Origin of the sequence: Flavisolibacter ginsenosidimutans, from assembly GCF_007970805.1 — a bacterium.
Classification (GTDB): domain Bacteria; phylum Bacteroidota; class Bacteroidia; order Chitinophagales; family Chitinophagaceae; genus Flavisolibacter; species Flavisolibacter ginsenosidimutans.
Window position 1 is genome coordinate 4,858,658 of the sequence record NZ_CP042433.1, and the last position, 25,838, is coordinate 4,884,495.

Below are 25,838 nucleotides of genomic sequence, written 5' to 3' on the forward strand. Positions count from 1 at the left end.
TTTTGAAAAACCGGGTTACCTTTTTTCGCTGCCGGAATTAATCCTGTAAATCCGTGAGGTATGAAGAAGTTTTTACCGTTCCTTTTTGTGGCTTCGCTCGTCGCTTGCGACAATTCGGGAAAAGTAAAGGCCGATGTGGATACAACGGTGAACGATGTGAAAAATTCCAAAATCATTGACTCCGTTGAAGCAAAAGGAGGACGGATTTTAGACACGGTGAAAAACCAGGGACAGGTTTTACTCGATTCGGCCAAACAGAAAACAGACAGAGCAACGGACAACCTCCTGGAAAAGGCTGAAAAAGGAATTCACGATTTACGGAAAAAAGATTCAGTTCGATAAATTTTTTAAATCTAAAAATCAAACAACAATGAAAAAAGCCCTTTTAGTTTTGGCTGTAGCCGGTTTCTTCGCTTCTTGCAGCAATTCAAGTGATGCCGCTAAAAACACCAAAGACTCAATTGATTCCGTTGCCAAGTTGCAAAAAGAGTCGGTAAGCAACGCTGCTGACACCGCAAAGAAAAACATCGAGCAAATGGCTGACAGCGCAAAAAAGCAAGTTGATTCTACGCACAAAATGGCTGCTGACACTGCGCACAAATAAGGATACCCTTTGTTACCACAAACAAAAAGAAAACGACACATGAAAAAAGTATTGGGAATTTTCGCAATTGCCGGTGTATTGACGGCTTGCAGCAACACAGGTGACACGACGACAAACAAAGACAGTGCAACAATTACAACGACGAACACGATGACAACCGACTCTACTCACGTAGTAGCGCCGGCTGCTGGCGACACTGCTCACAAAATGGGCGATACTACCAGCAAAATGTCAACTTCTACAACAACCACTACAAAAGATTCTACAAAGAAGTAATTGTTGGTTGAGCGGTTTTGCAATCTGCTTGTCGGCACTACCGGTATAAATTTTTCTTGGCAAGCAATCGTTAGATGGCTGCCCTGGAAACAGGGCAGCTTCTTTTTTAACCACGAATGAGCAGGATTACGAAGGGATTGTCAGGATTCTTTTTGCGTCAAAACTTTGCCATAGGCGCTAACCGCGGAACGGAAATGGCCTTGTTAATACTGCATCCAATTCCGATAATCCTTTAATAATCCCGCCAATCTGTGGTTTCTTTGCACAAACTTTATTATGGCAACATTTGGTGAACTCGGATTGAACGAAGAGATACTGAAATCCGTTGAAGAGCTGGGCTTTACGCAACCAACACCCATCCAGGAAAAGGCAATCCCGGTGCTGCTTTCCGGCACAAAAGATTTAATTGGCCTGGCACAAACCGGCACCGGCAAAACCGCTGCCTTTGGCCTTCCGCTTTTGCAATTAATTGATTCCGCAAAAAAATATCCGCAGGCACTCATTGTTTGTCCTACGCGGGAACTCTGCCTGCAAATTGTAAGCGAAGTTGAAAACTTCAAAAAACACACACGCAACGTTCATCTCGTTGCGGTATATGGTGGTTCTTCCATCACGCAACAAATTCGCGACATCCGCCGCGGCGTGCATGTTGTGGTGGCCACGCCGGGCCGATTGATTGATCTAATCGAGCGCAAGGCAATTAACCTTGAAGAAATCAGCTACGTGGTTTTGGACGAAGCCGACGAGATGCTGAACATGGGCTTTCAGGACGACATCGAATTTATTTTACAGAACACGCCCAAGCGTGAAAGCACCTGGCTTTTCAGCGCAACGATGCCGCCGGAAATTCGAAACGTAAGCAAGCGGTACATGAAAGATCCGTTCGAGATTACCGTTGGCAAAAAGAATACAGCCAACAAGAACGTGGATCATCAATTTGTGGTAACAGCGGCTCATCATCGTTACGAAACGCTCAAGCGTCTGATTGATTTTAATCCCGGTATGTACGGCATCATCTTCACCCGCACCAAAGCCGATGCGCAGGAGATTGCCGAAAAGCTGACAAGGGAAGGATACGACATTGATGCGCTGCACGGTGACTTAACGCAGCAGCAACGCAACAAAGTGATGGACGAGTTTCGCGAGAAAACCTTGCAACTTTTGATCGCAACAGACGTTGCGGCCCGCGGCATTGACGTGCAAGGCATCACACACGTTATCAATTACGAGCTGCCCGATGATATCGAAGTTTACACACACCGCAGCGGCCGTACAGGGCGGGCTGGCAAAACAGGGGTTTGTATTTCCATCGTGCACGTCCGCGAAGCTTACCGCATCCGTGACATTGAGCGCATGGTACAAGTGCCTTTTCACAAGCTCGAAATTCCGTCGGGCAAAGACGTTTGCCGCAAGCAATTCTTTTATTTCATGGACAAGTTGCTGGCAACCGACATTAGCCACGGCGATTACGAATCTTATTTGCCAATGCTTGCAGAAAAATTTGCCGACATCAGCAAAGAAGAAGTATTGAAAAGAGTGGCTGCGTTAGAATTTGACCGCTTCTTAAAATATTACGAGAATGCCGAAGACCTTAACGTTCGCGAACGTCGCGATGATAGAAGAGGAAGCGAAAGACAAAGCGATAGAGGCGGCGAACGAAGAAGGGATACAAGAGGCAGAGAGTTTGGCGGTGGTGGAAACACAACCCGTTTATTCGTAAACCTCGGAACCAAAGATGGCTTTTACAAAGCAAGTTTCCTCCAATTTATTTTGGACATGAGCGATTTGGGCAAAGACGTTCTCGGCCGCATTGACATGAAGGAAATGAACAGTTGGGTAGAAGTAGAGAAAGGCGCTGCGCAAAAGATGATGCAGGCTATTGACGGAAAAAAATACAAGGGCCGCCGGATACGAATGAATGAGGCGGATAGTGTGCGCAGATAAGTGAAACGTAAGAAGTGAAAAGTGAGACAAGAGTAAACGATGAATTGAAAGTCTCTACGGTTTCACATTTGACGTTTCACTTCTCTTGGCCGTCATATAAAGTCCAAAAAAAAATTTTTGTAAGCAGTTCTCGTTTTTATATTTGTTGTCAGAATGACAAACAACAAAGCATACGGTTACTTTTATTTTAGCTTCTATTTTACAGGGAGCCGGGAGTGCTTTTGTTGATAAAAAGGATAAGAACCAAACTCAATAAAAGAAGTCCCGGCAAACAGCCGGGACTTTTCGTTTTATGGCAAACAAAGTATCCATACAAGGTTTCGAAGGCAGCTTTCACCAGATTGCGGCCCGGCAATTTTTTGGAAAAGAGATCGGCATTCTTCCCTGCGCTACTTTTCGCGAAGTGATTGAGACCACCAAAGGCGGCGAAACCGACGCCAGCGTGATGGCGATTGAAAACTCCATCGCGGGCAGCATTCTTCCCAATTACAATTTGCTGCACAAATCCGGGCTTTCCATCATCGGCGAAGTTTACCTGCCCATCAAACAACACCTGCTTGTAAATCCCGGCGTGAAGTTCGAAGACATCAAAGAAGTGCATTCGCATCCCATCGCCATTTTGCAGTGCATGGATTTTTTAGCAAAGCACAATTGGAAACTCGTTGAAACAGAAGACACGGCCTTAAGCGCAAAGCACATTCACCAACGCAAAAGCAAACACATTGCCGGTGTTGCTGGAAAGTTGGCTGCCGAACTTTTTGACCTGGAAATAGCCGTCGAAAACATTCACACCGAAAAGAACAATTACACTCGCTTTTTGATTCTGCAGAAGAAAGCCGTGGAGAGAGAAGATGCCGACAAAGCCTCGCTTTCTTTTCATACCGATCACTCAAGAGGAAGCCTTGCCAAGGTGCTAACGAAGATTGCCGACGGCGGCATTAACTTAAGCAAGTTGCAAAGCTTTCCCATTCCAAGCAATGCGTGGAAATACAATTTTCACGCAGACATTGAGTTTGATTCGATGGAACAATTTCGCACCGTAATGAAAGAACTTGAGCCGGTAACGGAAGCCGTGAAAGTGTACGGTATTTACAAAAACGGAAACAGGAATTCATCCAAATGAAAATAGAACTTGCAAACAGATTGGCCGGCATTGGTGAATATTATTTTTCGCAAAAACTGCGGGAGATAGATGAATTGAACAAAGCCGGAAAAGCCGTTATCAATTTGGGTATCGGCAGTCCAGACCTTGCACCGGACGCTGACGTAATCAAAACCTTGCAAACCGAAAGCAACAAGCCAAATGTACACGGTTACCAAAGCTACAAAGGAGTGGCTGCGTTGCGTGAAGCCATTGCCGCCTGGTATCAAAAATGGTACGGCGTTTCACTTGATGCGGCAACCGAAGTGCTTCCGCTGATCGGTTCGAAAGAAGGCATCATGCACATTTGCATGACGTATTTGAACGAAGGTGACGAGGCGCTCATTCCAAATCCAGGCTATCCAACTTATAGCAGTGCGGTGAAATTGGCCGGCGGTAAACCCGTTTATTATCATTTGAATGAAGAGAATGATTGGGCGCCGAATTTTGATGAACTGGAGAAAACGGATTTATCGAAAGTAAAACTGATGTGGGTGAATTACCCGCAGATGCCCACCGGTCAATTGCCGACAAAAGAATTGTTTGAAAACCTTGTTGCCTTTGGAAAAAAAAATAACATTCTCATTTGTCACGATAATCCATACAGTTTTATTCTGAACGAAAGTCCGATGAGTCTTTTATCAGTCGAAGGTGCAAAAGACGTTGTGGTTGAACTAAACTCGTTAAGCAAATCGCACAACATGGCCGGCTGGCGTGTGGGTATGCTTTGCGGCGCGAAGGAAAGAATTGATGAAGTGTTGCGCTTTAAAAGCAACATGGACAGCGGCATGTTTTTGCCCATGCAATTAGCTGCGGCAAAAGCGTTAACACTAGATGAAAGCTGGCATCGTTCGTTGAACGAACAATACAAAAAACGAAGAGAAAAAGTTTTTGACTTGCTGCATTTATTGGAATGCTCGTATTCAAAAGAACAAGCGGGATTGTTTGTGTGGGCAAAAATTCCTTCAGCATACAAAGATGGGTATGCGTTGAGTGATGAAGTGTTGTACAACGCGGCCGTGTTCATTACACCGGGCGGCATTTTTGGAAGCGAGGGAAATAATTACATCCGTGTGAGTCTTTGCAGCACGGTTGAAAATTTAGAAAAAGCCATTGGCAGAATTAAAACAAGTTTGAACGCAACAATAAAATGACAGTGACTGTTGTTGGCATAGGATTGATTGGCGGTTCGATGGCAATTGCGTTAAAAGAAAAAGGCATTGCCACGAAAGTGATTGGCGTAGATGCAAACGCAGGGCATCAGCAAAAGGCACTGGATTTGGGTTTGGTAGATGAAGTCTTGGACTTGGAAACTGCGGTAAAGGTTTCTGATCTAATCATTCTCTCCGTTCCGGTGAATGCGTTGTTATTGCTTGTAAATACGGTTTTGGATAATGTGGATAGGCAAGTAATGATGGATGCCGGGTCAACGAAAAGCGGGCTTCTAGATGTTATTAAAGACCATCCAAAACGCGGACGCTTTGTGGCCACACACCCGATGTGGGGCACGGAATACAGCGGGCCGGAAGCAGCCGTACGCGGCGCTTTCACAGGCAAGGCAACAGTGATTTGCAACAAGGAAGAAAGCGACGAAGATGCAGTTGCGCTTGTTGAAAATATTTATCGCCAACTGGGCATGCACCTCGTGTACATGAACGCTGTTGACCACGACGTGCACGTGGCTTATGTAAGTCATATTTCGCACATTACTTCCTTTGCTTTAGCAAACACGGTGTTGGAAAAAGAAAAGGAAGAGGAAGCAATTTTCGAATTGGCGAGCGGTGGTTTTGAAAGTACGGTGCGATTGGCAAAAAGCAATCCTGCAATGTGGGTCCCTATTTTCAAAGAGAACCGTGAAAACGTGCTTGATGTTTTGAACGAACACATTAGCCAGTTGCGAAAGTTCAAAGCTTGCCTGGAGAAAGAGAATTACGAATACTTACAAGATTTAATTGTAAACGCGAACGGAATAAAGAAGATCATAAAATGATCATTGTCGAATAGAATTACCGAACGTACAAGAGTGCGACGCAACGAAAGCTAAATAGAATTACAAAAGCCGATAACATAAAAATTTATACATCATGCAAACAACAATGGAGAACCAAAAACGCAGTGTGCAGGACGCCTGGCAAAAGCGGCCGCTGATCATCTCTGGCCCTTGCAGCGCCGAAACCGAAGAACAGGTTTTGGAAACGGCAACACGTCTCGCAAAAACGGGTAAGGTAGACATGCTTCGCGCCGGCATTTGGAAGCCACGTACACGTCCCGGCAGTTTTGAAGGCGTGGGTACAAAAGGATTGCCCTGGTTGCAACAGGCAAGAAAACTTACAGGCCTTCCAACGGCTGTGGAAGTAGCCACTGGCAAGCAAGTGGAAGATGCGTTGCACTTCGATGTGGACGTGTTGTGGATTGGCGCCCGCACAACGGTAAACCCGTTCAGCGTGCAGGAAGTTGCGGATGCGTTGCGTGGCGTAAAGGTTCCTGTGCTCATTAAAAATCCTATCAACCCAGATTTAGAATTGTGGATCGGTGCTGTTGAACGCGTTGCCAAAGCTGGCATCGAACAAATTGGGCTGATTCACCGCGGCTTTTCGTCGTACGGCAACACGGAGTTTCGCAACGCACCGATGTGGCACCTTGCCATTGAAATGAAACGCCGCAATCCGAACATGCTTATCATCAACGATCCTTCGCACATTTGCGGCCGTCGCGATATTTTGCTGGAGGTGGCGCAGGAAGCTATCAACCTTGATTACGATGGATTGATGATTGAATCGCACATTGATCCCGACAATGCCTGGAGCGACGCAAAGCAACAAATCACACCGGAACAATTAGCGGGTTTGCTTGGCGAAATTGTTTGGCGCAAAGAAGATATTCCGTCGGAAGAAGTGCACGCCATGCTTGAAAAAATGCGTGCGCAGATTAACCAGCTTGACGACGAATTGTTGCAGTTGTTAAGCCAACGCATGAAGATTGCCGACAAGATTGGTCAATACAAAAAAGAAAACAACCTCACGATTTTGCAAACACGCCGCTGGAACGAGATTTTGGAAAGGGCTTGTAAGAAAGGAGAGAAGATGGGCCTTGGCCGCGAGTTCATTACAAAATATCTCGATGCGGTGCACATGGAAAGCATCAATCACCAGAACAAAATCTTTCACGGCTAATGCACGCCAAAAAAATTCAGTTTAGCCGGCAGGCAACAACGTTTTATTTTGACGCAGCGTTTTCTAATTTGAAAAAGCTAGTGCCGCAAAAAACGTCCGTGTTGGTAACGGATGAACACGTATTTGCTGCGCACCAAAAACACTTCAAAGGCTGGAATACAATTGTGTTAAAAGCCGGCGAAGAATACAAAGTGCAGGCAACGCTTGATTCGCTCTTTGAACAATTGCTTGCGATGAAAGCCGACCGCACATGGACGCTTGTTGGTGTGGGCGGCGGCGTGGTTACAGACATGACGGGCTACGCGGCTTCGGTGTATTTGCGCGGCGTAAAGTTTGGCTTTGTGCCCACAACGATTTTGGCAATGGTAGACGCAGCCATCGGTGGCAAAAACGGAATTGATGTTGGCTTGTATAAAAACATGATCGGCACCATCAATCAACCGCAATTTTTGTTGTACGATGCGTCGTTGTTGAAAACTCTTCCACTTTCCGAATGGAGAAATGGTTTTGCCGAAGTCATTAAACATGCCGCTATCATGGATGCGCCGATGTTTAAAGAGCTCGAAAGCCGAAACGTTTTGTTCTATCAAAAGAACAAGGTGGCTTTGCAAAAATTGTTGCAGCGAAACGCGATGCTGAAATCGAAGGTGGTGAAGGAAGATGAGTTTGAAAAAGACAGGCGGCGCTTGCTGAACTTCGGACACACATTAGGGCATGCAGTGGAAAAGCAATACGAATTAATGCACGGCGAATCGGTTGCAATCGGGATGGCGTTTGCGGCGAAGCTTTCGCAGGAAATGCTGCATTTTAAAGGCATCGATAGATTAGTCAAATTGATTGATCAATACGGTTTGCCAATAACGGCAGGCTACGACAAGCAAAAGGTTTTTGACGTGTTGGTCAGCGATAAAAAACGCGAAGGCGAACAGATGAATTTTATCCTGCTTGAAAAGATCGGCAAAGCCGTGATAAGGAAAATTCCTTTACAAGAAATTTATAAACTCATTTAATGCAGGTTACTGTTTCTCCCACACAGGTAAAAGGAACTGTTACAGCACCGGCCTCCAAAAGTGCCATGCAGCGGGCTTGCGCAGCGGCGTTGCTCAAAGGCGGCAAAACCGTTTTGCAAAATCCCGGTGTATCGAACGATGATGAAGCGGCACTGGATATAATTACACAACTTGGCGCAAACGTTCAAAGGGTGAACGACACTGTTGTTATTGAAAGCAACGGTGTAGCGCCAATTTCGAATGAAATTAACTGCGGAGAAAGTGGTTTGTCGGCCCGCATGTTTACATCCATTGCAGCGTTAAGTAAAACACCCATTACCATTAACGGTAAAGGCAGCTTGGTGAAAAGGCCGTTTGATTTTTTTACCGAAGTGTTGCCGCAATTAGGTGTTGATGTAAAAAGCAACAACGGCTTGCTTCCGTTGCACATAAGCGGTCCGCTTCAACCGAAGAACATTGAAGTTGACGGTTCTTTATCATCGCAGTTCTTAACAGGTTTGTTGTTTGCTTATTCTGCTGCTGGCGCAAACGATGTAACCATATCGGTAAAAAATCTTTCCAGCAAACCGTATATCGATCTTACATTAAAAGTGATCAGCGACTTTGGTTTGTCCAAACCTGTAAACAACAATTATCAATCGTTCAATTTCTCTGATCAACCAATCAACCAATCAACGGCTCAACCGCTCAACTATTCCGTTGAAGGCGACTGGAGCGGCGGTGCTTTTTTGTTGGTTGCCGGTGCGGTTGCCGGTGATATTGTTGTGAAAGGATTGAATGTTTTTTCAACGCAAGCCGACAAAGCCGTATTGCAGGCATTGATGCAAAGCGAAGCCACAATCAGCATTGAAGAATCGCAGATTCACATTCGCAAGAGCAAATTAAAACCCTTTCATTTTAACGCCGTTGATTGTCCCGATTTGTTTCCACCCTTGGTTGCGCTTGCGGCTTATTGCGAAGGAACTTCGGTGATTGAAGGCGTGCATCGTTTAACGCACAAGGAAAGCAATCGTGCATTGACTTTGCAGGAAGAATTTGGAAAGATGGGTATTGAAATAGGTTTTCAAGATGACCTCATGCTGATTAAAGGAGGCGAAGGTGTGAAAGGTGCTGCGGTTCATTCGCGTCATGACCACCGTATTGCAATGGCATGTGCTGTTGCGGCTTTGGGTGCGGAAGGTGATGTAACGATTGAAGAGGCGGAGGCGGTCAATAAATCCTACTTAAAATTTTGGAATGACCTTGCAAGATTGAACGCCACAATTTATTCCTTAGAAAAAAGCTTATGAACTCATTCGGACGGTTATTTAGGATAAACATTTTTGGCGAATCGCACGGACCTTCCGTGGGCATCATCATTGACGGTTGTCCCGCGGGTTTAGCGTTGAACGAAGATGATTTTGTCACCGACATTGAACGTAGAAAAGGCGGCATGCAGAAAGGCACTACGCCACGCAAAGAAGACGACAAGCCTATTTTTTTAAGCGGCATCTTCAACGGCAAAACAACCGGTGCGCCGCTCACAATCGTCTTTGAAAACAAAAACACACGCTCTTCCGATTACGAAAAGGGCCGCGAAGTTCCGCGTCCCGGTCATGCCGATTTTGTGGCCAATAAAAAGTTTGGTGGCTTTGAAGATTTTCGCGGCGGCGGGCATTTTAGCGGAAGGTTGACGGTATGTTTGGTAGCGGCTGGTGTTGTGGCGAAAAAGATTCTGCAGGGAATAAACATTACTTCAACCATCACTGAAATCGGCGGTGAAAAAAATATCGAAGCCGGTTTGCAAAAAGCCATTGACGCAAAGGATTCCGTTGGCGGTATTGTTGAATGCAAAGTCACCGGTTTGCCCATCGGTTTGGGCGAACCTTTTTTCGATTCGGTTGAATCGGTTTTAGCCCATGCGGTTTTTTCCATTCCTGCCATCAAAGGAATTGAATTCGGCGCCGGCTTTGCAGCCGCAAAAATGTTTGGCAGTGTTCACAACGATGCCATTGTTGACGCAACCGGAAAAACGGCAACAAATTATGCCGGTGGAATTGTAGGAGGTATTTCAAACGGAAATGAGTTGGTCTTTCGCGTGGTTGTGAAGCCAACATCGTCCACACCGCTTGAACAGGAAAGCTGGAACTGGCAAACGCAGCAAGTGGAAAAATTCTCCATCAAAGGCCGTCACGACTTGTGCATTGCATTGCGTGTTCCACCTGTGTTGGAAGCAGTGACGGCAATGGTTTTGGCCGACTTCTTTTTACTGGAACAAAAAACTAAACGGCTTCTCTAATGCATCAACATACCATTAACGCATCCATTCAACTTCTGCCGATCGTGCAAGACCGTCATCCCTATGATTGGGTGGACGAAGCCATTGCAGTAATTCAACAATCAGGCATCAAGCACGAAGTCGGACCCTTTGCAACGGTGATTGAAGGCGGCTATGACGAAGTGATGAAAGTGATTCATGACGTCAATGAAAAGCTGTTTGAGCTTGGGTGCAACGAATGGATCACATCCGTGCAAATTCAAATCAGGAGCAACGGCCCAATCACCGGCGACGAGAAGACAGCAAAGTTTCAGTGAGCAAGCTTTTTGAAATCAATATTCAAAACACCGTAGCGGCCGTCATTCGGAAATGCGAAATGCCACCATTCGGTTGACAAGCCTTTGAAGCCGTATTTCTCCATTGTTGTTTGCAAGAACAACCGGTTCTTTAAAACGCTTTCGGGAAGCTTGCTAAAATCACGATGAGCGGTGTCTGTGAAATTATCAAAGCCGGTTCCCATATCAAGTTCTTTTCCATCTTTCATTAACGTTAGGTCAACGGCCAAGCCGCGATTGTGACCGGAGCCTTTCGAAGGGTCGGCAACGTAACGGTCATCGTAAATCAATTCCCACATCTTTTTCGTAACCGAATAAGGCCGGTACGCATCCCAGATTTTTATTGTGTAACCGATGCCTGCAAATTCCCTTGCTGCCTTGCATAACGCTTCTGCCGCGGGCAAACGAAGAAAGGTTTTGCCGCCGCTTTTGTACAGTTTTTCACCGGTAAAATTTTCCTTTGTGGCGTAGCGAAGATCATACGCAACGGAGGGTACGAAATGCTTTATCTCTACCATTTTTTGCAGGCTGTCGTTTTGCACCGAATCTTTGTAGTCGCCGTAGCGGCTGATGACTTTCAGGTCTTGGGCGAGGGTTTGTTGCAGGAGGGCGAACAAGCCCCAAAAAAGAAAGAAAAAATATTTTATATTGAACTGTAAAACCTGCACGACCGCAACTTATGAAATTTACACCGTTCTGTTTTTTGCGAATGTCAAAGCTCTATTTTTTGGTCCCGCTTCTCGCGGTTGTTTTGCTGTGCAGCTGCAATTCGCACGAAGAAAGCGTACAGCAAAAAGCGGTTGTTTCTTCGCCCAGGGAAATCAACGTGCGGGCTGAAGACCTGATTAAAAATACGCTGGAGGAGATTTTGCAAAATCCGGCAAAGCTGCCCGATTCACTTCGCATAAAGAACGCAGCCATTCTTCAGGACCTCTATACAAAAAAAGATTTTGGCTTGCTCTGGTCTTCGCAAGGCTCGTTTACCAAAGAAGCCGATTCGCTTTTTACCTTGATAGATTCCTGCAGATATTACGGTCTCTTTTCTTCGGATTATTATGCCGATAAATTAAAAAATCTGAAAGCTTCGCTGGTGAAAGACACGTCAAAGAACAATAAACTTGATGCCGCCAAATGGGCTTATGCCGATATGCTTTCTACCAGCGCTTTTGTTCAATTGGTGAAGGACATTAAAGTAGGGCGGCTGTTGCCCGACAGCGTGTTGGTGAAAGATACCTCTCTGCACAGCGATTTTTTCAGCAAACAGTTACAGGTTTTTGCCTCGCAGTCAATTGGTACGTTTGCGATGGCATTAGAACCGGCCAACAAAGACTATCAATCGCTAAAAGAAGCCCTGCGCAGTTTTCTGCCAAAGGCCAGGTTTCATAACTACACCTACATCAAAACAAAGGACAGCCTGTTGCTGAAAAAGCTTGTGTACAAGCGCATCAGCGAAGAAGACTCGCTGAAAATCCTGCCAAACAAAAACCCTGATTCAACGGCGCTGGCAACGGCCATAAAAAAATACCAGCACGCCAAAAAAATAAAAGAAGACGGAAAAATTTCGCCGGCGCTTGTAACAAGGTTGAACAATTCAGACAAAGAAAAATTCATTCGCGTTGCCATTACGCTGGACAAATACAAAATGCTGCCGCCCTTGCCGGCCCAATACCTTTGGGTAAACCTGCCTACCTTTTTTTTAGAACTGCACGACAGCGACAGCGTGGTGCTGCGTTCGAAAATTATTTGCGGCAAACCCGAAACCAAAACGCCGCAATTGACCAGCGCTATTTCTAACATGATCACCTACCCGCAATGGACCATCCCGGAAAGCATCATCAAAAAAGAAATATTGCCGGGACTTCAGCGTGACGCGGGTTACACGCAACGAAAAGGTTACAGCATCGTTGACGCAAGCGGCAACGAGGTCAGTCCGTACAGCGTAAACTGGGCCAGGTATAAAAAAGGCATTCCGTACAAAGTTGTACAGGGCGGCGGCGATGCCAATGCCTTGGGTGTTTTGAAATTCAACTTCGCCAACGATTACGATGTTTACCTGCACGACACCAATCAACGCTACTTGTTTGAAAAAAGCGGCCGGGCACTAAGCCACGGTTGCGTAAGGGTGCAGAAGTGGCATGAGCTTGCGCTTTATCTTTTGCGCAAGGATAGTCTTGCCGACTCTACGAAATACACGCCTGTCGATTCGCTCCAATCCTGGCTGGCGCAGAAAAAGAAAAAGTACATCAGGGTACATCAGCCCCTGCCCTTGTTCATCCGCTACTTTACCGCCGAAGGCAAAAACGGTAAACTGCTTCTGCACGAGGATATTTATGAAGAAGACAAACGCCTTCGCGAAAAAATCTTTGCCGGGAAGTGAAAGAAGGCTATTGCGTGATTGAGATATTGGGATATTGTGATATTAGACGTTGACATGATCGTAGATAAGACGCTCTCACCATTCAATAACCAATAACCTAATATCATAATATCCCAATATCCCGTCCCGATAGGGATAAATATTTTTAGGGTTTTACCCGCTTCCGGCTATTTTTGTTTCGTTCAAAACTAAACGACTCATGAAGAAAATTCTGATTGCTCTTTTTTTATTCTTTTCTTTTTGCCAATTGAGTTTTGCACAATCACAACCCGTGCTTGGCAAAACACTCACCATTAATTTTCTCGGGAACGATTTTGCCACGCCACAGGCCATTCGCAACTCCTCGCTTTCGGCTGTTTTGCGCGACAAGAAGATTGCCAAGTTTAAAGACATGGCACACGGCTTTGGCCTCACGTACACCAGCGGTCTTACACCGCATACCGATGTGGCGGTATCCGTAAACGGCACCTTTGGCAGCCTGCCCATCAGCAATCGAAATGCATCGGGCAACGATAATTTTTTGCTTGAAGTGGACGCTTCCGGAAACTTTAAAATGTTGCCCGAAGGCGCAACTTTTAATCCTTACCTTATTGCCGGTGTTGGCGCCAGCAAATACACCAGCATTTACGGAGCCTTCATTCCCCTGGGCGCTGGTTTTAAATTCAACATTTTTAACGAGGCGCACGTAAACGTGCACTTGCAATACCGCATACCGGTTATTACGGATGCGAACGCTTATCACTTCCAGGTTGGCTTTGGCATTGGCGGATTGATTAGCGAAAGAAAAAGCGAACCGGTAAAAGAAGTAGCGCCGCCTCCACCAACTGATACCGATGGTGACGGCATTCCCGATAACGAAGACAAATGTCCCACCGTTCCCGGTGTTGCACGCTATAACGGTTGCCCTGTACCCGATACCGACAAAGACGGCATTGACGACGAGCACGATAAATGCCCGACCGTTCCGGGTACGGCCAAATACAACGGTTGCCCTGTGCCGGACACAGACGGCGACGGCATCAACGATGAAGAAGACAAATGTCCAACCGTAGCGGGTGTCGCTCGTTACAACGGTTGTCCGGTTCCTGATACCGACGGTGATGGCGTGAATGACGAAGAAGACAAATGCCCGACGGTTCCAGGAACAAAAGCAAACAACGGCTGTCCCGAAGTGACGAAGGAAATGGAGAAGAAGATGAACTACGCAGCCAAGCGCATTTTCTTTGTTACGGGCAGCGCAAAACTTTCTTCCAGGTCCGACGCGGCCTTGAACGAAGTGATTAAAATTTTGAATGACGACAAGAACGTGAAGCTTTCCATCGAAGGACATACCGACAACGTGGGCAAGGCCGATTACAACAAAACACTCAGCGACAAACGTGCAAACAGTGTAAAGACTTACCTCGTGAATCACGGTGTTGACGAAAGCCGTTTAACCGCCGAAGGCTTTGGTCTGGAAAGGCCCGTTGCCAGCAACAAAACCTCAGCCGGCCGTGCGCAAAACAGAAGAGTAGAATTGAAGTTGAGTTACTAAGTCTCGTTTGTTTTCGATAAAAAAATGCGCCTTTCAATGAGGCGCATTTTTTTTGTAGTGGCCCGTCCCGACCTTCCCGGTGGGAAGGCCATCTGCGCACAGGCCTTGCTTTTCCGACGTTTTTATTTCAGTTGTGCCGAAAGCGGTATGTTTTCTTTGCTGCCTTCAGGCTCTTTCTTCCCTTCTCACCGGGAAGGGCTTTAGTACCATCTTATTCGCTTTCGAAAAGTCGTGGGGATGGGCCTTTCTACTTTGCAAACGCTCGGCTTACCACTAAATCTTTCGAACCTTGTTGATACGAATAAAACCCTTCGCCGGATTTAACGCCTAATTTTTTTGCCGTCACCATGTTCACCAAAAGCGGGCAAGGAGCGTATTTGGGATTGCCGAAGCCCTCGTGCAAAACCTGCAAAATGCTCATGCAAACATCAAGGCCAATAAAGTCTGCGAGTTGCAAAGGCCCCATTGGGTGTGCCATGCCCAGTTTCATCACGGTGTCAATTTCGTTTACACCGGCAACGCCTTCGAACAGAGTGTAAATCGCTTCGTTGATCATCGGCATCAAAATGCGGTTGGCCACAAAGCCGGGATAATCGTTTACCACGCAGGGCACTTTACCCAACTGCACGCTCAGGTCAACAATGGCTGCCGTTACTTCCTTTGAGGTTGCATAACCGTTGATGATTTCCACCAGCTTCATCACCGGCACGGGATTCATAAAGTGCATGCCGATTACCTTTTCGGGACGCTTCGTAATCGCAGCAATCTTGGTAATGGAAATTGACGACGTGTTGCTTGCCAGAATGCAATTCGCCGGTGCGTATTCGTCTATCTGTTGAAAGATTTTGAGCTTGAGGTCTGTGTTTTCGGTGGCGGCTTCCACCACAAGGTCAGCATCACTTACGCCGGATTCTAATGATGTATGTGTTGCGATGTTTTTCAAGGCCGTTTCTTTTACTTCGGCGCCGATGCTGCCTTTCGCAATTTGCCGGTCGAAGTTTTTGGAAACGGTTTGAAGAGCTTTGTCCAATTGGGCTTGCGAAACATCAACAAGCGAAACGGCAAAACCGCTTTGCGCAAACACGTGAGCAATGCCGTTGCCCATGGTGCCTGCGCCAATAACAGCAATCTTTTTCATGGTGAATTTTTGGAGGCGGTAAAGATAGGCGGGAATGAAACGAGAGAGCGAATGTTATCGCTTACTGAAGATGCTGCAGCAAAGCATTGCCCTCGTGCGCAGCTACGAAGGGACTTGCCCAAAAGAATATCAAACAGACGAGCAAGGGATAACGAAGGAGAAGCAGAGGGCCACGCTGCAACCCTTCGATCAGTTCAGGTTGACAACGCACACCCAACCTCAAACCTCGAACCTGCGACTCTTTTCCCTTACATTTGCCGCCTGTAAAACATTTTTCTTTTATGGCAAATACTGCAGATATCAGCCGCGGCATGATCATTAAGCTTGACGGCAGTCTTTACAAAATTGTGGAGTTTGGCGAAAACAAAACGGCCCGTGCGGCCGCCAAAGTGTGGGCAAAACTCGCGGGTGTGGACAACAACCGTTCGATTGAAAAAACCTGGAACAGCGGTGACACGATATATCCTGTTCGCGTGGAAAGAAAAGAGTACCAGTTTTTATACAAAGACGACAGCGGCTACAACTTCATGGACAACGAAACCTTTGAACAGGTAACCATTGCCGAAAACCTGATTGACGCCCCCCAGTTTCTGCGCGACGGCGACGCAGTTTCTGTTCTCTTCAACACCGAAACCGAAACGCCGATGAACGTTGAACTGCCTGATAAAGTGGTGATGAAAATTACGTACAGCGAGCCGGGTTTGCGCGGCGATACGGCCACTCGCACCCTGAAGCCTGCTACCGTTGAAACCGGCGCTACCGTGATGGTTCCGCTGTTTGTAAACGAAGGCGACGTTATCCGCATCAACACCAAAACAGGTGAGTATGTGGAGCGAGTGAAGGAGTAGGTCTGTCTTGAACCGTGATTGTCTGAACCATGATTTGGGTGGATTAAGAAGATTAACAAGAAATAGAAACATCTTATAAAAGAGTCGTTCAGCAATGAACGACTCTCTTATTTCTCATAAAATCTTTTCTGTCCACCCAAATCATGGTTCAAACATTATGGTTCGGAAACTTTTCGGAAGCTGCTTGAATAATCATTCGGCTCTGCGCCGGGCTCAATGCGCAGCCATTCGCCGTCCATACGGTAATAATATTTACGGGTCAAATTTTTCTTCAGTTCTTCCGTTGTTGCATCGCGGTCAACTTTTGCCGAACCAAAACCTTTGTAGTGTGCTTTCAACGCAAGAAAGGTAAAGGAGCCGCGGCTGTTGGTTGATTCGGCATCAAAACGAATGCTGCCGCTCATTTGCGTGGCAAAGCTTGAATATCGGCTTTGCATCATGATGTAAAACTCGGCGTTCTTGCCGTCGGGCGTTATCTTAAGGTACTTGCCGCTTTGCCATGTATGGCCCAGCACACGACCGTTATAAGCATCTACCACTTGTGTGAACGAAGCGTAGCCACTGCTCCACTCGCCAATCATTTCTTTGGGCGTTGTTGTCGTTGGTAACGTGTTGTCAATCGTTTCTTGGTCTTTCATCGTCCAACTGCCGGCAAAAAGTAAAATGGCCAGTGTAGTCGTTAATACGAGAATATCTTTCATTTGCTTGGTTTTAAAAGGGCAAAGTAGCTTTGTGCAAAGGCAAGGGAAAGAGGCGGCAAAATGAGCTGAAGAAAAAAGAGCCTGAATTGATGATTTTCTTTTATGGGTGCGATAGGCCAAATGCCGAACCGTTCGTTATGTGTATCTTACTTATCTTAGCCGCCTGTTTTTAACCAAAACCTTCATAAATTGAAACAAATGGATTTCAAGCAAATTCAGGAGTTGATCAAGATGATCAACAAATCGCAAATTGGTGAAGTAACGATTGAGCAAAAAGATTTTAAGATTACCATAAAACAAAAAGAGGAGAACATCACGCAGGTGGTATCTCACGCACCTGTGCAAGCCATGCCTGCGCAGGCCTTTGCGCCGCAAGTTCAACAAGCCCCGGCGGAAGCGGCACAACAACCTAAGTCCGTAGCGCCTGCGTCCGACGCGTCCAATTTGATTACCATTAAAAGCCCCATGATCGGGACCTTCTACCGGCGGCCTTCGCCCGATAAGCCAAATTTTGTAGAAGTGGGCGACGAAGTAACCGAAGGCAAAGTGGTTTGCATTATTGAAGCCATGAAATTGTTCAACGAAATTGAAAGCGAAGTGTCGGGCAAAGTCGTTAAAATACTCGTTGAAGATTCATCGCCGGTTGAATACGACCAGCCTTTGTTTTTGGTGGAACCCGCTTAATGCGACAAGGTGCAAATCTGCAAATGTGAAAATGAAGTGGCTTGCTTTGTGGAAACCGCCATTTGCACATTTGCTAATTTTCAAATTTTCAAATTCCTTCCTCCGTGTTTAAAAAAATTCTTATTGCCAACCGCGGCGAGATTGCTCTTCGTGTGATTCGTACCTGTCGCGAAATGGGCATCAAAACGGTAGCTGTTTATTCTACGGCCGACCGTGACAGTCTTCACGTTCGCTTTGCCGACGAAGCCGTGTGCATCGGAAAGCCGCAAAGCAGCGACTCCTACCTGAACATTCCGCACATTATGGCGGCGGTTGAAATAACCAATGCCGATGCGGTGCATCCGGGTTATGGTTTTCTTGCAGAGAATGCGAAGTTTTCGCAAATCTGCGCCGATCACGGAATTAAATTCATCGGCCCCACATCGGACATGATCAATCGCATGGGCGATAAAATCAGTGCAAAAGAAACCATGATAAAAGCCGGCGTGCCGGTGATTCCCGGCAGCGAAGGTTTGCTGGACAGTTTGGAGCAAGCCAAAGACATTGCCCGCGACATGAGCTATCCGGTTATTTTAAAAGCTACTGCCGGTGGTGGCGGCAAAGGCATGCGCATCGTGTGGGAAGAAAGCGAAATGGAAAGGGCTTACAACACGGCCAAAGCCGAAGCCGCAGCCGCGTTTAAAAACGATGGCATATATATGGAAAAGTTCGTAGAAGAACCGAGGCACATCGAAATTCAGGTGGCAGGCGACCAATACGGAACGGTTTGTCACATGGGCGAAAGGGACTGTTCTATTCAACGCCGGCATCAAAAGTTAGTGGAAGAATCGCCTTCACCCTTTATGACACCGGAGCTTCGCGAGAAGATGGGCGAAGCCGCGAAGAAAGCCGCAGGCGCCATCAATTACGAAAGCGTCGGCACCATTGAATTTCTGGTAGACAAGCACCGCAACTTCTACTTCATGGAGATGAACACCCGGATACAAGTAGAACACTGCGTCACCGAAGAGGTTATCAACTTCGACCTGATTAAAGAACAGATAAAAATTGCAATGGGAGAGAAGATTTCCGGCAGGGACTACGTGCCCCAATTGCACGCCATCGAATGCCGCATCAATGCCGAAGATCCGTACAATGATTTTCGTCCTTCGCCCGGTCGCATTACCGTTTTGCACCAACCCGGTGGCCACGGCGTACGGGTGGACAGCCATGTGTACGCCGGTTACGTCATTCCGCCGTATTACGATTCGATGATCGGCAAACTCATTACCGTGGCGCAAACCCGCTCGGAAGCCATTGATACCATGTACCGGGCGTTGAGTGAATACGTGATTGAAGGCGTGAAGACAACCATTCCTTTTCACTTGCAATTGATGAAAAACGAACGCTTCCGCTCAGGCGACTTTAATACCAAGTTTTTAGAGACATTCAAGATGCAGTAAGCAGCGAATAGTCTTTGATCATAAATATTCTTTACACAAGAAAACCTCTCCTGAAATGGAGAGGTTTTCTTGTGTACAAACTGTTTGTATTTAAAGCCTGCTTCTTGTTTAGTCATCATCGCGGTCATGACCGCGATGGCCCTTGTCTTTGTCTTTGTACCAGCCTTTGTGCTTTCCGTTATCGTGGTGATCATAACCTCCGTTGTTGTAGTCGCGGTTGATTTGCTCAATGCGGTATTTGCGGTCTTTCTCCAATTGCTTGATGGCTCGCTTCTTGTCCTTGCGGCTCATGTAAGGGTCGTTGTTAATTGACTGAACGCGGGCATAGTAATCGCGGTTTACCTGGTCAATTTGGTATTGACGGTCATTGCCATAATTTCCATTGTTCGGATAGGTTGGATAACCGTTGTTTGGATACGTTGGGTAGCGGCCATTGTTCCCACCAAGAATAACGTCGCGTGTTTGTTCTCGTGATTGGGCGTGAAGCGTGGCAAATGCGCTGACGGCAACCAAAAGTGTAAGGATTCTTTTCATAGCGTTTTGTTTTTTTCTTACGTGGAAAAAGAGTGCCAAAAGCCGACAAGAACAACAAGGTTGTGTTAAAGGAAACCCCCTTTAGCGCATTAAATTTCTTTTAAGTAAACAACGTTAACATTGTTGCCCTCATCTCTATCGAAACAAATTGCCGGCAACGGGTAATGAACATTCAGCCGCACAACTTGTTACATTTAGGCTCACCGGAAGTGTATGCAATTACCTGATTTGTCAAATCCGTTTTGGTTCATTGTGGCAACCGTTGTTGTTTTTGCCGTGGTCATTGGCAGGTATTTTCTCATTGCCGGTTTATTCTACTTCATTTTTTACCGGTGGCAAACAGTAAAGTGGCAGGCACGAAAAATAAACAACCGCAAATACAAAGAAGGCCAGTTTAAGAAAGAAGTTAGCTGGAGCACGATCACGGCTTTTATTTTTTCCATTACCGGTGCTGCAATGGGTTTGGCTTGGCAAAAAGGATGGCAGAAAATTTATACCGATGTTCATGCTTATCCTTTGTGGTGGCTGCCGCTAAGTTTGTTGATTGCTTTGCTTCTTCACGAAACTTATTATTACTGGCTGCATCGCTGGATGCATCAGCCAAAAATATTCCGCATTGTCCACAAGGTGCACCACGACAGCAACATTACATCGCCCTGGACGGCTTTCTCTTTTCATCCCCTTGAAGGTTTGTTACAAGCTGTGTTTTTGCCGGCCCTTTTACTGGTAATGCCAATGCACTTGTACGTGCTTATCGTTCACCTTACCATTATGACCTTTAGCTCTGTCATCAATCATTTGGATATTGAAGTGTACCCAAAAGGCTTTCACAAAAATACCTTTGGCAGATGGCTGATCGGTGCAACGCATCATTCGCTTCATCACAAACAGTTTAAACACAACTACGGTTTATATTTTACGTTTTGGGACAAATGGAAAAAGACCGAAAGCCCGGTCTTTGAAAAATTATTTGAAGAAAAAGCGGGAAGAAGGTAAAAGGGCAAACGCGAAAAGGGATTTTGCGCCGAAGTAAAACGTCTTCGGTCTTCGGTTTCGCGTGACTTATTCATAGATCCTCGCCGCGCCGCCTTCCAAAACTTTCTTCGGGAGCAGCCAGGTAAGAAAGCCACCGAGTTTATTGATGGCGCCGGTAATCACTTCGGCCTTTTTGCTGAGCATGGCTTTCACGGCGGCCTTGCCCACTTGTTCCGGTGTCATGTTTACTTTTTGCGCCGTTTTCAGGGCTTTCTCGCCCACTTGTGCCCGCGTAGCAAAATCAGTATCGGTAGAGCCGGGGCAAACGCAGGTAACGTTCACCGCAGTCTTTCGCAATTCATACCGAAGACCTCTTGAAAAGGAAAGCACAAAAACTTTTGATGCAGCATACAGACTCAGGTAAGGAACGGCCTGATAAGCTGCCGAAGAAGAGATGTTCAGGATGTGTGCCTGCTGTTGCTTTTTTAGTTGAGGTAAAAAAAGATAAGTGAGTTGAACAAGGGTTGTGCAGTTCACCTGCAACATGGCAAGGTGCTGTTCCAGCGGATAGCTTTCAAACAGCCCGCTAAGGCCGTAACCGGCATTGTTTACCAAAATTGAAACGGGCCAATTGTTTTGCGCCGTCCAGTCAAAAACTTGTTGTGCAGCGGCGGCAGATGAGAGGTCGGCGGCCAGATATTTCACGTCAACCTTTGCCTGCGCTTTTATTTCCTCTGAAGCCTTTTTTAATAAATCCTCGCTTCGGGCCACCATTAAAATGTTATAGCCTTTGGCGGCAAGCTCAAAGGCTATAACTTTCCCGATGCCTTTGCTGGCGCCGGTTATCAATGCATACGACATCAAAAATTAGTTTTGAACCGTGGACGCAAAACGGTGGTAGAAAGGCGTTTTGCTGTTTCTGTCTTTGGGCATGTATTTGCCGGTAACAACCGGAACGTACATCACGCGGCGGCGGCTTTTTTCACCAATGAACGGTGATTTTTGAACGCGGTGCCACAAGCGGCCATCATGAACGGTAAGGTCGCCTGCACTAATGTCAAAACCCACTTCGCGGCGGTCGGGTTTGTGGTCAATGAAATATTTTTTGCCAAACAAAAGGCGTAGCATCCCTTGCTTGTGCGTGCCGGGTAAAATGCGCAGGCCGCCGTTTTCAAACGGAACGGTATCCAGGTGAATGCCAACGTTCAGCATCGGCATGATCTTCTGTCCAAGGAACAAGTCACGAGGACTGTCGGTATGCCAGCCCATTTGCGAGAAGGCACTGTCATCAGTACGGACGTAATTATTCAAAACAAGGCCGTCTTTTTCGTCTTCGCCAATTCGGCCTTCGTAAGGATAGACCAGTTCGAGCAAAGCTTTTAAACGCGGTTCGGCCAAAAGATTTTTTAAAACAGTACTGTGTTGCGAAAGAAAGCAGAGGCGTTGAATGGTCTTGCTGCCATCCTCGTTCTTACCAAATTTGAGCGGAATACCGTTCATTTTATCGTAGCCGGCATCCAGCCATTTTTTCTCTATGCGTTGCGTTTCGGCAATGATTTCGGCTACCTTTTCCTTGGTAATAAAGTTTCTGAAGATGATGGCTCCCTGCTTATCAAACAACTCCTTTTGCTCATCTGTCAGTTTGGTTCCCAGTTCATAGTAAGGAACAGTTAACTTTTTCATGGTTGATAGGTTTTTGTGTTAACTGATTAAGGCTTTAAAAATAGGCCTTCTTTTAAAACGGTAAAGAAAAAGATATTTATAAAGCTGCTCACGGGTTATTAGTCAGAGACCAGCTTTTTAGCGATGAAATAGCACAAATAAGCAAACACCGGCGCGGCAATTACATCTATCGTATAATGAATGTGCTGGATTAAAATAAGCACCCCGATGACGAGGCCGCAAGCAAGAGCAATGATTTTATCACGCCGTGCCGGAAAGCAATAAACGAAAAGGAATTGCGAAGCCGTGTGGCCTGAATAGAACAAATCTTTGGTAATAAACTTTTGGCCATAAAAGGAATTGCTCAGTGGGTCCATCAAAGGAACAAGACCGGGCGGCGTATCAAGCGGCACCAGCGAAATGGTGATGAAGCGGGTACACAAAAAAATACAGAAGGCACAAAAGAAGAGTACCGTTAGTTGTGGGCTTTTGATGGCTTTAATCAGCATCCACAAACCCGTACCCCAGAGAATGGTGAAAATGCCCGGCGAAACGTCTTTGGGTGTTAAGACCTTCAACACAAAATCGTTGAGCACAATGCCTTGCCGTGCCTGGATAATTTGAAAGAAAAGCGGCAAAACGCTAAGGCAGATAAGACAACCACCAAAACTAACAAACAGCTTTCTGCGGAAAGCGGGCACGCGCATGGCTTGTATCCAATTCAATTCTTCCTTCGTAATGTGTTTCGTGGTTGCCTCCATAGCGCGAAGCGGCGAAGATAATAATTTGATAACTGACGTTTGGAAGCATCGGGACGAAGCCAGCCGTTTTGATGAAATTTTGACATTTATTTTTCGCATTGTTTTTTCTTGTCAGGTTAACAAGCAACGTCTTCAGTCAATTCCTGAAATTTTTTCCGTTTCCCCGGCCCCGGCACAATCTTCGCCTACCTTTGCGCACCTTGACAAAAGCATTGCAAGGTTCCTGTAACTCACTTTTCATTTAAACCAAAAAAATCATAACACGTATGGCTAACAAAGTAAATGTTACCCCTCTGCACGACAGAGTGATTGTGAAACCCGCTGCTGCGGAAGAAAAAACCGCGGGTGGTATCATTATCCCCGACACCGCGAAAGAAAAGCCTCAACGCGGCACTGTGATTGCGGCCGGTCCTGGTAAAAAAGACGAGCCCGTAACGGTGAAGCAAGGCGATACCGTGTTGTACGGCAAATACGCCGGCACTGAAATTTCTATTGAGGGTGAAGACTACCTCATCATGCGTGAAAGCGACATCCTGGCAATCGTTTAAGCTGCCAGAAATCCGCCGTCATTTGTCGGCTCCCGATTGCTGAAAGCTGATTGCTCCTCAACTAATTTTTAAACAAACAAATCAAAATACATTATGGCTAAACAACTGTTTTTCGAAACTGATGCCCGTAATAAAATGAAAAAAGGCGTGGACGTATTGGCCAACGCCGTGAAAGTAACCCTCGGACCGAAAGGCCGCAACGTGGTTATAGAAAAGAAATTTGGCGCTCCGTCTGTAACCAAAGACGGCGTTACCGTAGCCAAAGAAATTGAGCTGGAAGACGCCATTGAGAACATGGGTGCGCAAATGGTAAAAGAAGTGGCCAGCAAAACCGCTGACATTGCCGGTGACGGCACAACAACTGCGACTGTTTTGGCTCAATCCATCATTACCGAAGGCTTGAAGAACGTAGCAGCCGGCGCTAATCCAATGGACCTGAAACGCGGTATTGACAAAGCCGTTAAAGCCGTGATTGAGAACCTTCGTTCGCAGTCGCAAACTGTTGGCAACGACAACAAAAAAATTGAGCAGGTAGCTTCTATCTCTGCCAACAACGACAGCGAAATCGGCGCTCTCATTGCGCAGGCAATGGAGAAGGTTTCTAAAGACGGCGTTATCACCATCGAAGAAGCCAAGGGCATCGAAACCACCGTTGACGTGGTAGAAGGCATGCAATTCGACCGCGGTTACATCTCTCCCTACTTTGTTACCAACAGCGAGAAAATGCAAGCCGAGTTGGAAAATCCTTACATCCTGATTTACGATAAAAAAATCAGCAGCATGAAGGACATCCTGCACATCCTGGAGAAAGTGGCCCAACAAGGCGCTCCGCTCCTGATCATTTCTGAAGACCTCGAAGGCGAAGCACTTGCTACATTGGTTGTGAACAAACTCCGTGGTACGTTGAAAGTGGCTGCCGTTAAAGCGCCGGGCTTTGGCGACCGACGCAAAGAAATGCTGCAAGACATTGCCATCCTTACAAAAGGCATTGTGATTTCTGAAGAGCAAGGTTACAAACTCGAAAACGCTGACCTGACTTATTTGGGCAAATGCGAAAGAGTTGTGATTGATAAAGACAATACGACCATCGTTGGGGGCCGTGGCGAGAAAGAAGGCATTACCGGTCGCATCAACCAAATTAAATCACAAATTGAAAACACAACGTCTGACTACGACCGCGAAAAACTGCAAGAGCGTCTTGCGAAGTTAAGTGGCGGTGTGGCTGTACTGCATGTAGGTGCTGCTACCGAAGTAGAAATGAAAGAAAAGAAGGACCGTGTTGATGATGCTTTGCACGCAACCCGTGCGGCCGTTGAAGAAGGCATTGTGCCCGGTGGCGGTGTAGCTTATGTTCGCGCCATTGAAGCTTTGAGCAGCCTGAAGACGTTGAACGCTGACGAAGCAACGGGTGTACAGATCGTTCGCCGTTCGTTGGAAGAGCCACTGCGCCAGATTGTAGAAAACTGCGGCATCGAAGGAAGCGTGGTCGTAAACAAAGTTCGTGACGGCAAAGGCGATTACGGCTTTAATGCCCGTACTGAAGAATATGAAAACCTCATTGCGGCCGGTGTTATTGACCCGACCAAAGTGAGCCGCATTGCGCTTGAAAACGCAGCCAGCATTGCCGGCATGTTGTTAACAACCGAGTGCGTGGTAGCCGATAAGCCTGAGCCAAAAGGTGCTGCTGCTCCGCACGGTATGCCAGGCGGCGGAATGGGCATGGACTACTAAAATCAATTAGCTGATTAGCAGATGCGCCGATTAGCTGATGATAAAATGCAAAAAGCCTCATCGGTAACGATGAGGCTTTTTGTTAAAATATTTTTTTCAGAAAAACATTTATGTTTTACCTTGTAAGTATCGTACAACTGTTTCCTACGTCAACATCATTTTG

General features: G+C 46.4%; 28 protein-coding genes. 21 read left to right on the forward strand and 7 right to left on the reverse strand.

The window, feature by feature from the left end; translation table 11 throughout:
- Window positions 1-60 precede the first annotated feature (60 nt).
- From FSB75_RS20710 to FSB75_RS20765, 12 genes are all read left to right on the forward strand, one after another.
- On the forward strand, window positions 61-342 hold the full coding sequence (locus tag FSB75_RS20710) for a hypothetical protein (protein ID WP_146791359.1): 282 nt from the start codon (window positions 61-63) through the stop codon (window positions 340-342).
- 28 nt (window positions 343-370) lie between these two features.
- Window positions 371-604 carry a hypothetical protein gene (locus FSB75_RS20715; protein ID WP_146791361.1) on the forward strand — a complete coding sequence of 78 codons (234 nt, stop codon included), beginning with the start codon at window positions 371-373 and terminating at the stop codon, window positions 602-604.
- 39 nt (window positions 605-643) lie between these two features.
- Window positions 644-880: a hypothetical protein gene (locus tag FSB75_RS20720; RefSeq protein WP_146791362.1), complete on the forward strand. Its 237-nt coding sequence runs from the start codon at window positions 644-646 to the stop codon at window positions 878-880.
- Between the two features lie 276 nt (window positions 881-1,156).
- Window positions 1,157-2,824, forward strand: coding sequence for a DEAD/DEAH box helicase (locus FSB75_RS20725; protein WP_146791363.1), 1,668 nt, complete (start codon window positions 1,157-1,159; stop codon window positions 2,822-2,824).
- 292 nt (window positions 2,825-3,116) lie between these two features.
- The gene (locus tag FSB75_RS20730; RefSeq protein ID WP_146791364.1) at window positions 3,117-3,947 is read left to right on the forward strand and encodes a prephenate dehydratase; all 831 of its coding nucleotides are present in this window, start codon (window positions 3,117-3,119) and stop codon (window positions 3,945-3,947) included.
- Window positions 3,944-5,119, forward strand: coding sequence for a pyridoxal phosphate-dependent aminotransferase (locus tag FSB75_RS20735; protein ID WP_146791365.1), 1,176 nt, complete (start codon window positions 3,944-3,946; stop codon window positions 5,117-5,119). The genes FSB75_RS20730 and FSB75_RS20735 overlap by 4 nt, the downstream gene beginning before the upstream one ends.
- Window positions 5,116-5,955 carry a prephenate dehydrogenase gene (locus tag FSB75_RS20740; RefSeq protein WP_146791366.1) on the forward strand — a complete coding sequence of 280 codons (840 nt, stop codon included), beginning with the start codon at window positions 5,116-5,118 and terminating at the stop codon, window positions 5,953-5,955. Before FSB75_RS20735 ends, FSB75_RS20740 begins: the two co-directional genes overlap by 4 nt.
- Window positions 5,956-6,049: 94 nt before the next feature.
- Window positions 6,050-7,138 (forward strand): chorismate mutase, encoded by a 1,089-nt coding sequence (locus tag FSB75_RS20745; RefSeq protein WP_227990679.1) that lies wholly within the window; start codon window positions 6,050-6,052, stop codon window positions 7,136-7,138.
- Complete coding sequence (gene aroB, locus FSB75_RS20750) at window positions 7,138-8,148, forward strand: 3-dehydroquinate synthase (RefSeq protein WP_146791367.1); 1,011 nt, start codon at window positions 7,138-7,140, stop codon at window positions 8,146-8,148. The genes FSB75_RS20745 and aroB overlap by 1 nt, the downstream gene beginning before the upstream one ends.
- Window positions 8,148-9,437, forward strand: coding sequence for a 3-phosphoshikimate 1-carboxyvinyltransferase (gene aroA, locus FSB75_RS20755; protein ID WP_146791369.1), 1,290 nt, complete (start codon window positions 8,148-8,150; stop codon window positions 9,435-9,437). The genes aroB and aroA overlap by 1 nt, the downstream gene beginning before the upstream one ends.
- Entirely contained in the window at window positions 9,434-10,426 is a 993-nt protein-coding gene (locus FSB75_RS20760) for a chorismate synthase (RefSeq protein WP_146791371.1), read from the forward strand. Before aroA ends, FSB75_RS20760 begins: the two co-directional genes overlap by 4 nt.
- Window positions 10,426-10,722: a thiamine-binding protein gene (locus tag FSB75_RS20765; RefSeq protein WP_146791373.1), complete on the forward strand. Its 297-nt coding sequence runs from the start codon at window positions 10,426-10,428 to the stop codon at window positions 10,720-10,722. Before FSB75_RS20760 ends, FSB75_RS20765 begins: the two co-directional genes overlap by 1 nt.
- On the opposite strand, the gene FSB75_RS20770 is transcribed toward FSB75_RS20765, so the two are convergent.
- Window positions 10,716-11,408, reverse strand: a complete 693-nt coding sequence (locus tag FSB75_RS20770) for a M15 family metallopeptidase (protein ID WP_146791375.1) — start codon at window positions 11,406-11,408, stop codon at window positions 10,716-10,718. The genes FSB75_RS20765 and FSB75_RS20770 overlap by 7 nt on opposite strands.
- A gap of 59 nt (window positions 11,409-11,467) precedes the next feature.
- On the opposite strand from FSB75_RS20770, the gene FSB75_RS20775 reads away from it, so the two are divergent.
- The 3 genes from FSB75_RS20775 to FSB75_RS21920 all read left to right on the forward strand — a co-directional run bounded on the left by FSB75_RS20775 (window position 11,468) and on the right by FSB75_RS21920 (window position 14,855).
- Window positions 11,468-13,117: a L,D-transpeptidase scaffold domain-containing protein gene (locus FSB75_RS20775; RefSeq protein ID WP_172623244.1), complete on the forward strand. Its 1,650-nt coding sequence runs from the start codon at window positions 11,468-11,470 to the stop codon at window positions 13,115-13,117.
- 199 nt (window positions 13,118-13,316) lie between these two features.
- Window positions 13,317-14,651 carry an OmpA family protein gene (locus FSB75_RS20780; protein ID WP_146791379.1) on the forward strand — a complete coding sequence of 445 codons (1,335 nt, stop codon included), beginning with the start codon at window positions 13,317-13,319 and terminating at the stop codon, window positions 14,649-14,651.
- 36 nt (window positions 14,652-14,687) lie between these two features.
- Entirely contained in the window at window positions 14,688-14,855 is a 168-nt protein-coding gene (locus tag FSB75_RS21920) for a hypothetical protein (protein ID WP_172623245.1), read from the forward strand.
- Window positions 14,856-14,898: 43 nt separating this feature from the next.
- Here the strand turns inward: FSB75_RS21920 and FSB75_RS20785 are convergent, their stop codons facing one another.
- A complete protein-coding gene (locus FSB75_RS20785) occupies window positions 14,899-15,789 on the reverse strand; it encodes a 3-hydroxyacyl-CoA dehydrogenase family protein (RefSeq protein WP_146791381.1) in 891 nt (296 codons plus the stop codon).
- A 281-nt stretch (window positions 15,790-16,070) separates the two neighbouring features.
- Between FSB75_RS20785 and efp the strand changes: the two genes are divergently transcribed.
- Window positions 16,071-16,637, forward strand: a complete 567-nt coding sequence (gene efp, locus FSB75_RS20790) for an elongation factor P (RefSeq protein WP_146791383.1) — start codon at window positions 16,071-16,073, stop codon at window positions 16,635-16,637.
- Window positions 16,638-16,792: 155 nt separating this feature from the next.
- On the opposite strand, the gene FSB75_RS20795 is transcribed toward efp, so the two are convergent.
- On the reverse strand, window positions 16,793-17,338 hold the full coding sequence (locus FSB75_RS20795) for a hypothetical protein (RefSeq protein ID WP_146791385.1): 546 nt from the start codon (window positions 17,336-17,338) through the stop codon (window positions 16,793-16,795).
- A 198-nt stretch (window positions 17,339-17,536) separates the two neighbouring features.
- Between FSB75_RS20795 and accB the strand changes: the two genes are divergently transcribed.
- Both accB and accC read left to right on the forward strand, forming a co-directional pair.
- Window positions 17,537-18,022, forward strand: coding sequence for an acetyl-CoA carboxylase biotin carboxyl carrier protein (gene accB / locus FSB75_RS20800; protein ID WP_146791387.1), 486 nt, complete (start codon window positions 17,537-17,539; stop codon window positions 18,020-18,022).
- A 104-nt stretch (window positions 18,023-18,126) separates the two neighbouring features.
- Window positions 18,127-19,464: an acetyl-CoA carboxylase biotin carboxylase subunit gene (accC, locus tag FSB75_RS20805; RefSeq protein ID WP_146791389.1), complete on the forward strand. Its 1,338-nt coding sequence runs from the start codon at window positions 18,127-18,129 to the stop codon at window positions 19,462-19,464.
- Window positions 19,465-19,572: 108 nt separating this feature from the next.
- On the opposite strand, the gene FSB75_RS20810 is transcribed toward accC, so the two are convergent.
- Complete coding sequence (locus tag FSB75_RS20810; RefSeq protein WP_146791391.1) at window positions 19,573-19,998, reverse strand: hypothetical protein; 426 nt, start codon at window positions 19,996-19,998, stop codon at window positions 19,573-19,575.
- 228 nt (window positions 19,999-20,226) lie between these two features.
- Between FSB75_RS20810 and FSB75_RS20815 the strand changes: the two genes are divergently transcribed.
- The gene (locus FSB75_RS20815) at window positions 20,227-20,994 is read left to right on the forward strand and encodes a sterol desaturase family protein (RefSeq protein WP_227990681.1); all 768 of its coding nucleotides are present in this window, start codon (window positions 20,227-20,229) and stop codon (window positions 20,992-20,994) included.
- A 66-nt stretch (window positions 20,995-21,060) separates the two neighbouring features.
- Here FSB75_RS20815 and FSB75_RS20820 read toward each other — a convergent pair whose 3' ends face one another.
- From FSB75_RS20820 to FSB75_RS20830, 3 genes are all read right to left on the reverse strand, one after another.
- On the reverse strand, window positions 21,061-21,834 hold the full coding sequence (locus FSB75_RS20820; protein ID WP_146791395.1) for an SDR family NAD(P)-dependent oxidoreductase: 774 nt from the start codon (window positions 21,832-21,834) through the stop codon (window positions 21,061-21,063).
- A gap of 6 nt (window positions 21,835-21,840) precedes the next feature.
- Window positions 21,841-22,656, reverse strand: coding sequence for a phytanoyl-CoA dioxygenase family protein (locus FSB75_RS20825; RefSeq protein ID WP_146791397.1), 816 nt, complete (start codon window positions 22,654-22,656; stop codon window positions 21,841-21,843).
- A 98-nt stretch (window positions 22,657-22,754) separates the two neighbouring features.
- Entirely contained in the window at window positions 22,755-23,396 is a 642-nt protein-coding gene (locus tag FSB75_RS20830; RefSeq protein WP_172623246.1) for a phosphatase PAP2-related protein, read from the reverse strand.
- A 266-nt stretch (window positions 23,397-23,662) separates the two neighbouring features.
- Here FSB75_RS20830 and FSB75_RS20835 point away from each other — a divergent pair, with 266 nt between their 5' ends.
- Both FSB75_RS20835 and groL read left to right on the forward strand, forming a co-directional pair.
- A complete protein-coding gene (locus FSB75_RS20835; protein ID WP_146791401.1) occupies window positions 23,663-23,944 on the forward strand; it encodes a co-chaperone GroES in 282 nt (93 codons plus the stop codon).
- A gap of 93 nt (window positions 23,945-24,037) precedes the next feature.
- Window positions 24,038-25,675 (forward strand): chaperonin GroEL, encoded by a 1,638-nt coding sequence (gene groL / locus FSB75_RS20840; RefSeq protein WP_146791403.1) that lies wholly within the window; start codon window positions 24,038-24,040, stop codon window positions 25,673-25,675.
- The last annotated feature ends 163 nt before the right edge of the window (window positions 25,676-25,838 follow it).

Coding starts and splice junctions, on each gene's coding strand:
- FSB75_RS20835 (WP_146791401.1), top strand. CDS start 23,663: ATGGCTAACAAAGTAAATGTTACCCCTCTGCACGACAGAGTGATTGTG.
- FSB75_RS20720 (WP_146791362.1), top strand. CDS start 644: ATGAAAAAAGTATTGGGAATTTTCGCAATTGCCGGTGTATTGACGGCT.
- FSB75_RS20710 (WP_146791359.1), top strand. CDS start 61: ATGAAGAAGTTTTTACCGTTCCTTTTTGTGGCTTCGCTCGTCGCTTGC.
- FSB75_RS20830 (WP_172623246.1), bottom strand. CDS start 23,396: ATGGAGGCAACCACGAAACACATTACGAAGGAAGAATTGAATTGGATA.
- FSB75_RS20735 (WP_146791365.1), top strand. CDS start 3,944: ATGAAAATAGAACTTGCAAACAGATTGGCCGGCATTGGTGAATATTAT.
- aroA (WP_146791369.1), top strand. CDS start 8,148: ATGCAGGTTACTGTTTCTCCCACACAGGTAAAAGGAACTGTTACAGCA.
- FSB75_RS20785 (WP_146791381.1), bottom strand. CDS start 15,789: ATGAAAAAGATTGCTGTTATTGGCGCAGGCACCATGGGCAACGGCATT.
- FSB75_RS20715 (WP_146791361.1), top strand. CDS start 371: ATGAAAAAAGCCCTTTTAGTTTTGGCTGTAGCCGGTTTCTTCGCTTCT.
- efp (WP_146791383.1), top strand. CDS start 16,071: ATGGCAAATACTGCAGATATCAGCCGCGGCATGATCATTAAGCTTGAC.
- FSB75_RS20795 (WP_146791385.1), bottom strand. CDS start 17,338: ATGAAAGATATTCTCGTATTAACGACTACACTGGCCATTTTACTTTTT.
- aroB (WP_146791367.1), top strand. CDS start 7,138: ATGCACGCCAAAAAAATTCAGTTTAGCCGGCAGGCAACAACGTTTTAT.
- accB (WP_146791387.1), top strand. CDS start 17,537: ATGGATTTCAAGCAAATTCAGGAGTTGATCAAGATGATCAACAAATCG.
- FSB75_RS20820 (WP_146791395.1), bottom strand. CDS start 21,834: ATGTCGTATGCATTGATAACCGGCGCCAGCAAAGGCATCGGGAAAGTT.
- FSB75_RS20740 (WP_146791366.1), top strand. CDS start 5,116: ATGACAGTGACTGTTGTTGGCATAGGATTGATTGGCGGTTCGATGGCA.
- FSB75_RS20760 (WP_146791371.1), top strand. CDS start 9,434: ATGAACTCATTCGGACGGTTATTTAGGATAAACATTTTTGGCGAATCG.
- FSB75_RS20780 (WP_146791379.1), top strand. CDS start 13,317: ATGAAGAAAATTCTGATTGCTCTTTTTTTATTCTTTTCTTTTTGCCAA.
- FSB75_RS20730 (WP_146791364.1), top strand. CDS start 3,117: ATGGCAAACAAAGTATCCATACAAGGTTTCGAAGGCAGCTTTCACCAG.
- FSB75_RS20725 (WP_146791363.1), top strand. CDS start 1,157: ATGGCAACATTTGGTGAACTCGGATTGAACGAAGAGATACTGAAATCC.
- FSB75_RS20825 (WP_146791397.1), bottom strand. CDS start 22,656: ATGAAAAAGTTAACTGTTCCTTACTATGAACTGGGAACCAAACTGACA.
- groL (WP_146791403.1), top strand. CDS start 24,038: ATGGCTAAACAACTGTTTTTCGAAACTGATGCCCGTAATAAAATGAAA.
- FSB75_RS20765 (WP_146791373.1), top strand. CDS start 10,426: ATGCATCAACATACCATTAACGCATCCATTCAACTTCTGCCGATCGTG.
- FSB75_RS20745 (WP_227990679.1), top strand. CDS start 6,050: ATGCAAACAACAATGGAGAACCAAAAACGCAGTGTGCAGGACGCCTGG.
- FSB75_RS20810 (WP_146791391.1), bottom strand. CDS start 19,998: ATGAAAAGAATCCTTACACTTTTGGTTGCCGTCAGCGCATTTGCCACG.
- FSB75_RS21920 (WP_172623245.1), top strand. CDS start 14,688: ATGAGGCGCATTTTTTTTGTAGTGGCCCGTCCCGACCTTCCCGGTGGG.